We start from the raw sequence: 13,320 nt of genomic DNA on the forward strand, positions 1-13,320 counted from the left end.
CGTGGGGACGGGCCTCCCCGCCCGGGTTTCTGCCAGGAGCTCTCGGCATGGCCTCGTGCCGGCCCCGCAGGACAACGACCGCCTTCGTCGGCTTTTTATCTTGTCAGCCTCGTCAGCCTCGTCAGCCTCGTCAGCCTCGTCAGCCTCGTCGGCTTCGTCGGTGAGGGAGATCAGGCGCGCGTCAGCGGGATCTCCGCCTGCAGCCTGTACGTGTCGTCCGCCGTCGTCCCGGCCCGTAACGTTCCTCCCAGCTCGGACACGCGGACGGTCAGGTCGCGGATCCCCGACCCGCCGCTCCCGCCCACCGAGGCCACCGGCCGGTCACCGGCCGCGCCGTCGGCGGGCACGACCCCGTCGTTCACGATCCGCAGCGTCAGCCGGTCGTCCCGGCAGGTCAGCGTGACCTCGCAGTTCTGTGCCCCGCTGTGCCGCAACAGGTTGGCCACCCCTTCGCGCAGCACCGTGGCGAGCGTGGTCCGCACGTCCGGCGTCAGCGCGCAGGGCTCCAGCCGCAGGGTCACCTCGATGTCCATCGAGGTGAGCAGGCCCCGCGCGGACGCGATCTCGTCGTCGAGCGACCGCTCGCGGTAGGAGGAGGCCACGGCACGGACGTCGGACAGTGCCTGACGGGAGACGCCGAGGATCTCGGTCAGTTCCCGCCGGGCCCGCGAGGGATCGCGGGTCACCAGCCGGTGGGTCAGCTCCGACTTCAGGGTGACGGCCGACAGCGAGAAGCCGAGCAGGTCGTGCAGGTCGCGGGCGAAGCGCAGGCGTTCGCGGGTGACGGCGAGGTCGGCCAGCTCGGAGCGGGCGTCGTGCAGGTCCCGCACCATCGAGCGGAGGCGGGACAGGGCGAAGACCACCAGGCCGTGGTTGACGGTCACCAGGAAGCCGTAGGTGACGCTGATCGAGTCGCCGCCCAGCAGGAAGTGGGCGCCGCCCATGCTCACCATGACGGCGAGGAAGAGGGGCAGGCCGAACCGGGTGGGCAGGGTGAGCAGCAGGCTGCCCGCCAGCAGGCCGGGCAGGCCGAGGTAGGGGTTCTCGAACAACGCGATGGGCAGGTAGGTGACCACGGCCTGCACGGTCAGCAGCGCGTAGCCCAGCGGTGACCGTACGCGGGAGGCCGGGCGGCTGAAGAAGCCGAGCACCAGGCCCAGGGAGACGAGCACGCAGGACTCGGCGACGAACGTGCCGCCGAGGCTCATCCGCGCGGCCGCGACGAAGACCGTGGCGTTGACCGCGTAGCCGGTGAACACCGCGGTGGCGACGGCCAGGCCCAGCCGAGGCGCCATGGCGGGACCGTGCTCGGGGCGCCCGCTCCTCCCACTCCTCCTGCTCTGCCCGCTTCGCCCGCGCCGCTCGCGCCGCGAGCCGGTGGCGTGGACGTCGCCCCCGTCGCCCCCGTCGCGCAACGGGATGACGGCGTGCAGGCGATAGGTCTCCTCCGGGCCCGCGGCCGCGGTCAGGGTGCCGCCCAGCGCCTCGACACGGGACCTGAGATTGCCGATGCCGTCACCGTGGTCGCCGGAATCGCCGATGTCACGGACGCCGTCGTTGACGATCTCGATCGACACGGCGTGCTCGTCGCGGGCGACGGTGACGCCGCAGTTTCCGGCCTCGCTGTGCCGCAGCAGGTTGGTGACGCCCTCACGCAGCACGGTGGCGAGCACGGTGCGGATCCGCGGCGGCAGGTCGCCCCGTTCGTACTTCACGGTGACGACGACCTCGGCCGCGGCGAGGACGGAGCGGGCCGAGGCCATCTCGTCGTCGAGTGACAGGTCGCGGTAGGAGGAGGCCACGGCACGGACGTCGGACAGTGCCTGACGGGAGACGCCGAGGATCTCGGCCAGCTCCCGGCGGGCCCGCGAGGGATCGCGGGGGAGCAGGCGCCGGGCCAGGTCGGCCTTCAGCGTGATGGCGGACAGCGAGAAGCCGAGCAGGTCGTGCAGGTCGCGGGCGAAGCGCAGGCGTTCGCGGGCCACGGCGAGGTCCGCGAGCTCGGAGCGGGCGTCGTCCAGCTCCCGCACCAGCGACCGCAGCCGGGACAGGCCGTAGACGACGAGACCGATCACCACGGTCAGGTTCGTGATGTAGACGGCCTCCGGCGGCACGCCACTGATCTCGTACTGGACGAGCCCGGTGACCAGCGCGATCACGCCGAACACCGTCCAGCCCGCGAGTGGGCGCAGGACGAGCAGCGCGTCACCGGCGAGGAAGCCCTGCATGCCGGTCCAGCCCCGGCCGTAGAACGCGAGGGGCACCAGCGCCACGGCGGCCTGCGCGAGCAACGCCACGTGACCCCACCGGCCGCGTACGTCCGCACGCGGATTGCTGAACAGGCCCAGCTGCAGGACCATCATCACGACCAGGCAGAACACGGCCGGTGCGACGTGGCCGAGTGTCGCGCGCGTGGCCAGCACGTACTGGAAGGCGTTCACGACGAAGCCGGCGAACACCACCGTGACGACGAGGAGCGCCAGCCTGGGGGCGAGCCCGGCCGCCCGGCTCCCGGAGTCGCCTTCCCGCGTCGTTAAGGGGGCGAGGCGTCCTGCCACAACATGCTCCCCGGGGAAGAGTGGAGGACCGCGTCGGAGCGCAATGCTAACCGGTGCCCCGGCGGTGTCCTACTGGTTTTCCCCGGCCTCCCGGCTACCGGACCGGGGGCGCCACGCGCCGGGCGGCGATCCCCGGCTCACGGTCCGGGCTCGTGCCCGCCTCGGACAGGAGGCGCCTGGTGAGGGCGTGCACGCTCATACCCGCGCCCATGCCCGCCAGCACCCCGGCGAGCACTCCCGAGCCCATCCCCACGAGCACGCCGACGGCGATCCCGGTGACCAGCCGCACGAACACGCCCGCGACCAGCCGCGCGGCCGGGTGCACGGCCAGACGGGCGGCAAGACGGGCGGTCAGGTGGGTGGCCAGGCGTGTGGTCACGCCCACGACTACGCCTCGTCCACCGTGCCGAGGCGCTCCTCCAGCCGTTCGAGCCTGAGCAGGACGGGGCGCAGTTCCTCGCGTACGGCCGCCGACAGGGCGCTCGCCGCGTCGGCGGGCAGGGCCGCCGGGGCTGAGGCCGGGGGCGGGGCGGCGGCCCGGGTCTGCGCGCGCAGATGGACGTATCCGGCGAGCGCGGCCGAGACCGCGTGGCGGGTCAGCCGGTGCTCGGCGCCCAGCTCCCGCAGGATGCGCCCGGCCGCGCCGTCCGGTTCGGCGACCAGCCCGAGGAGCAGGTGCTCGCAGCCGACGTAGTTGTGGCCGAGCGAGGTGGCCTCGGTGACGGTCATCTCCAGGACCGTCGCCGCGGGCGCCCCGAAGGCGAGCTCCGCCTCGTCGGTGCCGGTCGAGGCCGGGGCGTCGAGGCTGAGCCGGTCCAGGCGCCGCCGCACCTCCTCGGGGTCGATCTCCAGGGCGCCGAGAACCTGGAGCGCTAGGTTGCCTCCCTCGCTGAGCATGCCACCCAGCAGGTGCTCGGTGCCGACCTCGGCCGCCCCCAGGGCGCGCGCCTGTTCCACCGACAGCTTGATCACCTCCCGGGCCCGAGGGGTGAAGTGGGTGAGGCGCGTGGTCAGGTCGTCGAGGTCGGAAGTCCCGAGCGCCGTCTCGCGGATGGCGGTCACCCGCCGGACGGCCTGTTCCAGGGCTCGCTGGCACACGGCGGAGACCGGCACGCCCGCCTTCTTCACCGCCTCGGCCAGCTCGTCGGGCAGATAAACGTTGATCTTCGGCATTGAGTCTCCCCTGTGGGGTTACAAGAGGGTTATAACCCATTCATAACCCCAAGGGAGGCGCTTGTCCAGTGCCTGTCCGGCGCGCGTCCGGATTTCCCGGGCCGCTTTCCTGCGCCTTCCCTGCGCCGCTTTCCCGGGACCGCTTCCCGACTCCGCTTCCTCGGTCCGCTTTCCCGGGCGTGCCGAGGACTGCCTAGCGCGTCGCGCCGGTGAGGAACCGGGTGATGCCGGGAGAGAGGGGCGCCCCTCTGGTGGAGAGCCACGCCAGGTGGTTGCGGCTGGTGAAGGCGACGAGCCTGCGGGCCTCCAGCCGCGTGAGGTCGCCGGGTCCGGCCAGCACGGGCGTGAGGGCGATCCGGTGCCAGGCGGCGCTCTCGCCCAGGGAACGGGCTATCTGCGGGTGCGCGGCGCGGACGGCCGAGGCGATCGGGCGCAGGCGGCTCCCGGTGCCCAAGGCGGTGTCGACGGGCGCCAGGAGGTTGACGGCGGCGATCTCGGCGCCCGCCGCCCGGGTGGCCCGGAGCATCTCCTGGTCGGCGCGGGACAGGCCGGCCCCGGTGACCGGGAGGGTGAAGCTCACCGTGAGGGAACGGCCCTCGTCGGCGGCCTCGCGCTGCAGGGCCGCGATCGCCCTGGCCCGCCGCAGCACGGTGGCGCCGCCCGCCGGGTCGTGGACCTCGAAGTCGATGTACGTGGCGGTGAAGGCGCCGATCGCCCGGCGGTAGGCGGCGGTGAGCCTGGCGAGGTCGGGGCAGACCGCGGCGAGCTCGCGCCCCGCCGGTCCGCCGAAGGCGAGGCCCGCGTCCCCGCCCGCGGCGCGCAGGGGGGCGAGCCGGTTGGCGACCGGGTTGCCCCCCTGCTCCTGGAGCCCGCCCCACTTGGGGACGCAGCCCTTCTGCCCGGCGGTGAGGTGGCCCAGCGTGAACCAGCGCACGTGGCTCCTCCTCGCCTCCCTGGAAAGGTTGAAGCGCGGCTCGCGGACCGCGTCCACGAACGCCACGAAACCCGAGGGGCGGACGACGGCCGGTGGGGGCGAGGGCTCGGCCGCCGGCACCGAGGGCGTTTCCGAGGGCGTCGCCCCGGACCCGGCCCGTTCGCCGAGGGCGGCCCACTCGCCCTGCGCCCTGGAGGGCAGCAGCCAGATCGCGGCCCCGGTGCCCGCGGCGAGCACGATCGAGGCGAGCACCACGAGAGGCCGGGGCGGCGTGCCGGGCTCCCGGACCCGGCGGGTGTCGGGGCGATCGGTCACCACAGGCATGTGATCCCCTCCTCGATGACCAAAGGGTGATCGCTTTGAGTGGTCGATCCGCTACCCGTTGCGTCAGAGGCCAGAACGTTAGCAAGCGTTCCCGCCACGGCGCGGGCTTTCTGCGGATGCCGTCCGGAGTGCCCGGATAATGGTTCTCATGAAGTTGAGGATCTTCACTGAACCGCAGCAGGGTGCCACATACGACGAGTTGCTGACGGTCGCGCTGGCCGCGGAGCGGCTGGGGTTCGACGCCTTCTTCCGTTCCGACCACTACATGCGGCTCGGAACCGGCGACCCGGGCCCCGGCTCCACCGACGCCTGGACGACCCTGGCGGGCCTGGCCAGGGACACCTCCACGATCCGTCTCGGCACCATGGTCACGCCGGTCACCTTCCGGCTGCCGGGCCCGCTGGCGATCAGCGTGGCCCAGGTCGACCAGATGAGCGGCGGCCGGGTGGAACTGGGTCTGGGCACCGGCTGGTACGACGCCGAGCACACCGCGTACGGCATCCCGTTCCCGCCGATCGGTGAGCGGTTCGGCCGGTTCGAGGAGCAGCTGGAGATACTGGTCGGGCTCTGGACCACGCCCAAGGGTGAGACGTTCTCGTTCGAAGGGGCCCACTACCGGCTGGCCGAATCGCCCGCGCTGCCGAAGCCCGTGCAGAGCCCGAAGCCGCCGATCATCATCGGCGGCACCGGCGCCACACGCACCCCGCGCCTGGTCGCCCGGTTCGCCGACGAGTACAACGTGCCGTTCCGTACCCTGCAGGACACCTCGGAGGCCTTCGACCGGGTCAGGAAGGCGTGCGAGGCGGAGGGCAGGGAGCAGGTCGTTTTCTCCGTCGCGCAGACCGTCTGCGTCGGTTCCGACGACGCGGAGATCGCGCGGCGGGCCGAGGCGACCGGGCAGGACCTCGCCGCGCTGCGTGCGACGGGCCTGGCCGGTACCCCCGCCGAGGTGGCCGAGAAGATCGGCCGGTTCGCCGAGCTGGGCGTCGAGCGGGTCTACCTGCAGGTGCTGGACCTGGACGACCTCGAGCACCTGGAACTCATCTCGGACGAGATCCTGTCCCACGTGTAGGTCGCGGGCCCGCGCGTCACCGCGCACGGGCGGGCGGGCCTTCCCGTCGCCGCGTGGTCGCGTGGTCGTGTGACCATGTCGCCGCCCGAGCCGGTGAACCGGTTCGGGCGGGCGCGCGCCGTTCACGGGCGAGCCGGTCACGGATCGGCTCGCCCCCGGTTCTCGCTTTCGGCGGCTCGGCCTCCAGGCACCCGGCTTCCAGCCCCTGGCTCCGCGGCTTTTCGGTCTGAGGCTCCTCGGGTCCTCGGGTCCCCGGGTCCTCGGCTCCTTGGCCGCGAGCCGCCCGGGCGGGCGGCTCGCGGTCCTGACGCGGGCGCCCGCGGATCGGGGCATGTCGTCCAACGGGAGCCATGTCAGGTGGATCCGGAACCGTCGGTCGATGGCCGTGTCATGGGGGTACGGGGCGTTAACCGATGGCCGTCCCGGCATGGGTGCGGCACACTGAACCGGGTGTTGCTGACGATCTCCACCACCGTACGCCCCGCCACGGACCTCGGATTCCTGCTGCACAAGCATCCCGACCGGGTCCAGGAGTTCGGGCAGTCGTACGGCGTGGCACGTGTCCTCTACCCCGAGGCGAGTGAGGAGCGCTGCACGGCCGCGCTGATGCTCGACGTCGACCCGGTCCGCCTGGTGCGTTCACGCGACCGGTCCACACCCGACTACACGCTGGGCCAGTACGTCAACGACCGGCCCTACGCCGCGTCGTCGCTGCTGGCCGTGGCACTGGCCGACGTGTTCCGCACGGCGCGCACCGGGCGCTGTGACAGCCGTCCCGAGCTGGCCGCGGGGCCGATGCCGCTGGAGATCACCCTGCCCGTGCTGCCGTGCAAGGGCGGTCCCGAGCTCGCGCACCGGCTGTTCGAACCGCTGGGCTGGCGGGTCGAGGCGACCGCCCTGCCGCTGGACGAGGAGTTCCCCGAGTGGGGAGACTCCCGTTACGTGCGGCTGGTGCTGCGCGGGGAGGTCCGCCTGGCCGACGCGCTCAACCAGCTCTACGTGCTGCTTCCGGTGCTCGACGACGCCAAGCACTACTGGGTGGCCCCCGACGAGGTGGACAAGCTGATCAGGGCGGGCGAGTCGTGGCTGGCCGCCCACCCCGACCGGGGGCTGATCACCCGCCGCTACCTCGGTCGTCGCTGGGCCCTCACCCGTACCGCCTTCGCCCGCCTCGCCGAGATCGGCGACGACGTGGAGGAGGACCTCGAACCCCCCGTCGAGGAGGACCTCTCGGCCGATCCCGCCGGGGACGGCTCCACCGGGGAGGACCCAACCGCTGGGGAGGATCCGACCGGACCGAGCCCCGTCGCGGGAAGTGCGGGAAGTGCGGGGAGTGCGGGGAGTGCAGGGGCTTCCGCCGAGGGAGGCCCTGTCGCGGAGGGTTCCGCCGGGCGGAGTGCTGTCACGGAGGGGCCCGTCGCGGAGAGTCTCGCGGCGGGACGCTCCGCCGTGCCGGGAACCGGTCCCTCCCCGGGAGCGCCCGCCGCCCTCGCTCCGCCGGGCGAGGCCGACGGGACCGGCGCGCCGGACGAGGTCCTCCCGGCCGGTGCGGTTCCTCCCGAGGGGGAGGCGCGGGCCGGGGCGGCGGGTGCCGCCAGGCGGCCGCTGAACACCCTTCGCCTGGAGGCCGTGCTCGCCACGCTGGAGAGGCTCGGGGTGAGCACCGTCATCGACCTCGGGTGCGGTTCCGGCCGTCTGGTCGGAGCGCTGCTCGAACGGCCGCGCTTCAGCAGGGTGGCGGGGGTGGACGTGTCCTCCCAGGCGCTCGCGCTCGCGGCCAGGCGCCTGAAGCTCGACCGGATGCCGGAGCGCAGGCGGGAGCGGCTGGAGCTGTTCCAGGGCGCGCTGACCTACACCGACGTCAGGTTCGCGGGGTACGACGCCGCGGTGCTGATGGAGGTCGTCGAGCACGTCGACCCGCCGCGCCTGGACGCGCTGGAGCGGGTGGTCTTCGGGACCGCCCGGCCGGGACACGTGATCGTCACGACCCCCAACGCCGAGCACAACGTCCGCTACGAGTTCCTGAGCGGTATGCGTCACCCCGACCACCGCTTCGAGTGGACCCGCGCCGAGTTCCGCGCGTGGGCGGCGAAGGTGTGCGGCGAGTACGGCTACCGCGTCGAGTTCCTGCCGGTCGGCGACGACGACCCCGAGGTCGGCGCGCCCACCCAGATGGCCCTGTTCGGCCTCGCGGACGCGAGAGACCTCCCGGTCGCCGAAGACCTCGCGAGCACGCAGGACCTTCCGGGCGCGCAAGACCTCCCGGCCGCGCCAGGCGATCCCGGAAGCACGGAGGACGGTCCCGGGAGCACCGAAGACGGTCCCGGAAGTACGGAAGTGCCCGCGGGCGCGGGAGGCGCGGAAGGCGCGGGAAACGTAGGGAACGCGGGAAACGCGGGAGGTGGAGATGACTGAGATCGCCGTACCGGAGATGTCGCTGGTCGTGCTCGTCGGAGTGTCCGGCAGCGGCAAGTCGACCTTCGCCGCCAGGCACTTCGCGCCGACCCAGGTGATCTCCTCCGACTTCTGCCGGGGTCTGGTCGCCGACGACGAGAACGACCAGGCCGCCACCCCCGACGCCTTCGACGTGCTCCACTACATCGTCGGCACCCGCCTGCGGCGCGGGCTGCTCACGGTCGTGGACGCCACGAACGTGCAGTGGGAGGCGCGCAAGCAGCTGATCGCGCTCGCGAAGTCGCACGACGTGCTGGTCGACGCGATCGTCCTGGACGTCCCGGAGGAGCTGGCGGTCGCGCGCAACGAGTCCAGGCCCGACCGGGACTTCGGGGCGCGCGTGGTCATCAGGCAGCGCAAGGAGCTGCGCCGTTCCATGGGCCGGATCTCCCGCGACGGCTTCCGCCGGGTCCACGTGCTGCGCGGGGCCGAGGAGATCGAGGCCGCCACGGTCGTCACCGAGAAGGCGTGGACCGACAGGCGCGAGCTGACCGGCCCGTTCGACATCGTGGGCGACGTGCACGGCTGCCGCGCCGAGCTGGAGACGCTGCTGCGCGACCTCGGCTGGGAGGTCGATCCCGGTGGCGCGGGGGCGGTCCACCCCGAGGGCAGGACGGCGGTGTTCGTCGGCGACCTGGTGGACCGGGGGCCCGACTCGCCGGGCGTGCTCCGGCTGGTCATGGGCATGGTCGCGGCCGGGACCGCGTTGTGCGTGTCGGGCAACCACGAGCAGAAGCTGGCCCGCGCGCTCAACGGCCGCAAGGTCAGGGTGGCCCACGGCCTCCAGGAGTCCCTGGACCAGCTGGCCGCCGAGCCGGAGGAGTTCAGGCGCGAGTCGCTGGCCTTCATGGACGGGCTGATCAGCCACTACCAGCTCGACGGGGGCAGGCTCGTCGTCGCCCACGCCGGGCTCAAGGAGGACTACCACGGCCGCGCCTCCGGCAGGGTCCGCTCCTTCGCGCTGTACGGCGACACCACCGGCGAGACCGACGAGTACGGCCTGCCGGTGCGCTACCCCTGGGCGCACGAGTACCGGGGCCGGGCCATGGTCGTCTACGGCCACACCCCGGTCCCCGAGACCGAGTGGATCAACAACACGATCTGCCTGGACACCGGGGTGGTCTTCGGCGGGCGGCTCACCGCGCTGCGCTACCCGGAGCGGGAGATCGTCTCGGTGCCCGCCGAGCGCGTCTGGTACGAGTCGGTCAGGCCGCTGACCGCCCCCGGTCACCGCGACCCCGGCCTGCTCTCCGTCGACGACGTGCGGGGTACCCGCCACATCGAGGTGCGCCACGGCGGCGGCCACATCAAGATCCGCGAGGAGAACTCGGCCGCGGCCCTGGAGATCATGAGCCGGTTCGCGGTCGACCCGCGCTGGCTGGTCTACCTCCCGCCGACGATGGCCCCGCCGGAGACCTCCCCTCTCGACGGCTACCTGGAGCACCCGGCCGAGGCGTTCGCCGAGTTCGCGGCGGCCGGGGTGACCCGGGTGGTGTGCGAGGAGAAGCACATGGGCTCGCGGGCGGTGGCCGTGCTGGCCGCCGGCCCGGAGGTGGCGGCGGCGCGGTTCGGGATCACCGACGGCAGCGCCGGGGCGGTCTACACCCGCACCGGAAGGCCGTTCTTCGCCGACACCACCGAGCTGGTCGACAGGCTCAGGCGGGTGTGCGCGCCGCTGATGGAGGAGCTGGGGTCGGACTGGATCGTCCTCGACTGCGAGCTGCTGCCCTGGTCGGCCAAGGCCGAGGGACTGATCCGGGGCCAGTACGCGTCGGTGGGCGCCGCGGCGCGCACGGTGCTGCCCGAGGCGGTCACCGTGCTGGAAGCGGCGGCCGGGCGCGGTTTGGATGTGGGCGATCTGTTGGACCGCACCCGACGCCGCTCCACCAACGCTGCCCGGTTCAGGGAGGCATATGCACGTTACTGCTGGCCTGTATCCGGACTTGACGGCCTTCGCGTGGCACCGTTCCAGATCCTCGCCTGCGAGGGCCGGGCGACGGCGGTCCAGGAGCCGCACTCCTGGCACCTGGACCTGCTGTCCCGGCTCGACGACCCGCTGATCGCGCCCACCCGGCACGTGTTCGCCGATCCGGCCTCACCGGAGTCGACGGAGGCGGCCACGGCCTGGTGGTCGGCGCTGACCGCGGAGGGCGGTGAGGGCATGGTCGTCAAGCCGCTGGACCCGCCGGACGGGCGGAGCCGGGTGCAGCCCGGGGTCAAGGTACGCGGGCGGGAGTACCTGCGGATCATCTACGGCCCCGACTACACCGAGAGCCTGGACGTGCTGCGCCGCCGGTTCCTGGGCCGCAAGCGCTCGCTCGCCCTGCGCGAGCACGCGCTGGGTCTTGAGGCGCTCTCCCGGCTGGCCGAGGGGGCACCGCTGTGGAGGGTGCACGAGGCGGTCTTCGCCGTCCTGGCGCTGGAGTCCGAGCCGGTCGATCCCCGGTTGTAGTTCCCGCCCCTGGTCTCCGGCCGTGCCTCTCACGGGCAGGTCGCCGATGGAAACAGCCCCGACGGAAACAGTGCCGACGGGAACGACTCAGGTGGGAACGGCCCAGGTGGGGACGGCCGGTATGCGGCTGTCCCCGAAAGTCCGGGAGCCATGTCTCAAACCTTCCCCCACGGGAAAGAACCTTCATGGCCAGAATCGCTCCCACGGGCACTTCGGGTGAGAACATCGGGCACGTCGTCTTCATCACCGCCGCGGCGGCGATAGGCGGCTTCCTCTTCGGGTACGACAGCGCCGTCATCAACGGCGCCGTCACCGGGATCGAGAAGAACTTCGACGTCGGCCCGGTCCAGACCGGCTTCGTCGTGGCGATCGCGCTGCTGGGCTCGGCGCTGGGCGCCTGGATCGCCGGAGGACTGGCCGACCGCTGGGGGCGCACCAGGGCGATGCAGGTGGCCGCGATCCTGTTCGCGGTCAGTTCCATCGGTCAGGCGCTGCCCTTCGCGCTCTGGGACCTGGCCTTCTGGCGGGTGCTCGCCGGCGTGGGCATCGGCATGGCCTCGGTGATCGGCCCCGCCTACATCGCGGAGGTCGCGCCGCCCGCCTACCGGGGGCGCCTGGGGTCCTTCCAGCAGCTCGCGATCGTGCTGGGCATCGCGGTCTCCCAGCTGGTCAACTACGCGATCGCGGAGCGGGCCGGGGGCGACGTCAACAACGAGCTGCTCGGGCTGCAGGCCTGGCAGTGGATGCTCGGCGCCTGCCTGATCCCCGCCCTGCTCTATCTGGTCTTCGCGACGGTCATCCCCGAGTCGCCGCGCTTCCTCATCGCGGTCGGGAGAACGGACGCGGCACGCAGGGTGCTGTCGGAGGTCGAGGGGGAGGGAACCGACCTGGACGCCCGGGTGGCGGAGATCGAGACCTCGCTGCGCAGCGAGCGCCGGCCCCGCCTGCGCGACCTGCGCGGTTCCCGGTTCGGGCTGATGCCGATCGTCTGGATCGGCATCCTGCTCTCCGTCTTCCAGCAGTTCGTCGGCATCAACGTGATCTTCTACTACTCGGCGTCGCTGTGGCAGTCGGTCGGCATCAACCAGTCGGACTCGCTGCTCATCAGCTTCTCCACCTCGATCATCAACATCGTCGGCACGTTCGTCGCCATCGCGCTGATCGACAGGATCGGCCGCAGGCCGCTGCTGCTCACCGGCTCCGCGGGCATGACCGCCGCGCTCGCCGTGGCCGCGTGGGCCTTCAGCGCGGGTGTCCCGAGCGGCGAGGCCGTCAAGCTGCCCGAGGCCCAGGGCACGGTCGCCCTGATCGCCGCGCACGTCTTCGTGCTGTTCTTCGCGCTCTCGTGGGGTGTGATCGTCTGGGTGCTGCTGGGCGAGATGTTCCCCAACCGCGTCAGGGCCGCCGCGCTCTCGGTGGCCGCCGCCGCCCAGTGGGTGGCCAACTGGCTGATCACCGTCTCGTTCCCGTCGCTGAGCGAGTGGAACCTGGCCGGCGCGTACGTGGGGTACGCCGCCTTCGCCGCGCTCTCCTTCGTCTTCGTGATGTTCAAGGTGCGGGAGACCAAGGGGAGAAAGCTGGAGGAGATGGGCTAGGTTCGCCTCGTGCCGCCCAAGAGACCTGCGCCGCCCCAGAGATCTGCGCCGCCCAGGGGACAGGAAAGCGCCCCGCCCGCGAGGCGCGTGACCTCCGGAGCGCGGGTCCCGCCGCGGCCGAGCCGCGCCGAGTTCGAGGCGGCGGGGGAGGGGACGATCGAGGACGTGCTCGGCCCCTCGCTGGACGTGCTGTTCTGCGGGATCAACCCCGGCCTGTACTCCGCGGCCACCGGCCACCACTTCGCCCGCCCCGGCAACCGCTTCTGGCCCGCGCTGCACCGCTCGGGCTTCACCCCCCGGCTGCTCTCGCCCGCCGAGCAGGACCTGCTTCCCTCGTACGGGCTGGGCATCACCAACGTGGTGCCGCGGCCCACCGCGCAGGCGGCGGAACTGTCCGCCGAGGAGTTCCGCGCGGGCGGGGAGCGCCTGGCGGCGCTGGTCGCCGAGGTCCGGCCGAGGGTGCTGGCGGTGGCGGGGGTGACCGCCTACCGGCAGGCGTTCGGCGTGCCCAAGGCCGTGATCGGGCCGCAGGAGAGCGAGATCGGCGGCGCGGCGGTGTGGGTGCTGCCCAATCCGAGCGGCCTGAACGCGCACTGGACGCTGGACGGGATCGCGGGGGAGATGCGGAGGCTCCGGGAGTCTCTCGCCCGACCGGCCGGCGCGGCCGATCGCCCTTCCGGGCGGTGACGGGCCGCCGGCTTCCGGTTTCCGACCGGCTTCGGGCGGGAGCATGCCCCCGTTCGCCCGAAGCCGGTCAG

9 protein-coding genes are annotated in these 13,320 nt (G+C 72.7%); 5 read left to right on the plus strand and 4 right to left on the minus strand.

The genetic code is table 11. From position 1 onward, the window contains the following. Positions 1-170: 170 nt before the first annotated feature. The 4 genes from ACFFRH_RS31710 to ACFFRH_RS31725 all read right to left on the minus strand — a co-directional run bounded on the left by ACFFRH_RS31710 (position 171) and on the right by ACFFRH_RS31725 (position 4,989). Positions 171-2,558, minus strand: a complete 2,388-nt coding sequence (locus tag ACFFRH_RS31710; RefSeq protein WP_386161172.1) for a sensor histidine kinase — start codon at positions 2,556-2,558, stop codon at positions 171-173. A 94-nt stretch (positions 2,559-2,652) separates the two neighbouring features. Beyond that, positions 2,653-2,937 (minus strand): hypothetical protein, encoded by a 285-nt coding sequence (locus tag ACFFRH_RS31715; protein WP_386161173.1) that lies wholly within the window; start codon positions 2,935-2,937, stop codon positions 2,653-2,655. Between the two features lie 8 nt (positions 2,938-2,945). Beyond that, positions 2,946-3,731, minus strand: coding sequence for a Clp protease N-terminal domain-containing protein (locus tag ACFFRH_RS31720; protein ID WP_386161174.1), 786 nt, complete (start codon positions 3,729-3,731; stop codon positions 2,946-2,948). A 193-nt stretch (positions 3,732-3,924) separates the two neighbouring features. After that, on the minus strand, positions 3,925-4,989 hold the full coding sequence (locus tag ACFFRH_RS31725) for a glycoside hydrolase family 18 protein (RefSeq protein ID WP_386161175.1): 1,065 nt from the start codon (positions 4,987-4,989) through the stop codon (positions 3,925-3,927). A gap of 148 nt (positions 4,990-5,137) precedes the next feature. On the opposite strand from ACFFRH_RS31725, the gene ACFFRH_RS31730 reads away from it, so the two are divergent. The 5 genes from ACFFRH_RS31730 to mug all read left to right on the plus strand — a co-directional run bounded on the left by ACFFRH_RS31730 (position 5,138) and on the right by mug (position 13,249). Beyond that, entirely contained in the window at positions 5,138-6,061 is a 924-nt protein-coding gene (locus ACFFRH_RS31730; protein WP_386161176.1) for an LLM class F420-dependent oxidoreductase, read from the plus strand. 450 nt (positions 6,062-6,511) lie between these two features. Further along, positions 6,512-8,476, plus strand: coding sequence for a 3' terminal RNA ribose 2'-O-methyltransferase Hen1 (locus ACFFRH_RS31735; protein ID WP_386161177.1), 1,965 nt, complete (start codon positions 6,512-6,514; stop codon positions 8,474-8,476). Next, positions 8,469-10,967, plus strand: a complete 2,499-nt coding sequence (locus ACFFRH_RS31740) for a polynucleotide kinase-phosphatase (protein WP_344748015.1) — start codon at positions 8,469-8,471, stop codon at positions 10,965-10,967. The genes ACFFRH_RS31735 and ACFFRH_RS31740 overlap by 8 nt, the downstream gene beginning before the upstream one ends. A 185-nt stretch (positions 10,968-11,152) precedes the next feature. Next, positions 11,153-12,562: a sugar porter family MFS transporter gene (locus tag ACFFRH_RS31745; RefSeq protein WP_344748016.1), complete on the plus strand. Its 1,410-nt coding sequence runs from the start codon at positions 11,153-11,155 to the stop codon at positions 12,560-12,562. An 87-nt stretch (positions 12,563-12,649) separates the two neighbouring features. Then, on the plus strand, positions 12,650-13,249 hold the full coding sequence (gene mug / locus ACFFRH_RS31750) for a G/U mismatch-specific DNA glycosylase (protein WP_344748017.1): 600 nt from the start codon (positions 12,650-12,652) through the stop codon (positions 13,247-13,249). Positions 13,250-13,320 lie beyond the last annotated feature (71 nt).

It is taken from the genome of Streptosporangium vulgare, assembly GCF_042428775.1.
Taxonomy (GTDB): Bacteria; Actinomycetota; Actinomycetes; order Streptosporangiales; family Streptosporangiaceae; genus Streptosporangium; species Streptosporangium vulgare.

What these genes read in the sequence shown, in the direction of transcription:
- ACFFRH_RS31720 (WP_386161174.1), bottom strand. Translation starts at nt 3,731, where the DNA reads ATGCCGAAGATCAACGTTTATCTGCCCGACGAGCTGGCCGAGGCGGTG.
- ACFFRH_RS31725 (WP_386161175.1), bottom strand. Translation starts at nt 4,989, where the DNA reads ATGCCTGTGGTGACCGATCGCCCCGACACCCGCCGGGTCCGGGAGCCC.
- ACFFRH_RS31730 (WP_386161176.1), top strand. Translation starts at nt 5,138, where the DNA reads ATGAAGTTGAGGATCTTCACTGAACCGCAGCAGGGTGCCACATACGAC.
- ACFFRH_RS31740 (WP_344748015.1), top strand. Translation starts at nt 8,469, where the DNA reads ATGACTGAGATCGCCGTACCGGAGATGTCGCTGGTCGTGCTCGTCGGA.
- ACFFRH_RS31745 (WP_344748016.1), top strand. Translation starts at nt 11,153, where the DNA reads ATGGCCAGAATCGCTCCCACGGGCACTTCGGGTGAGAACATCGGGCAC.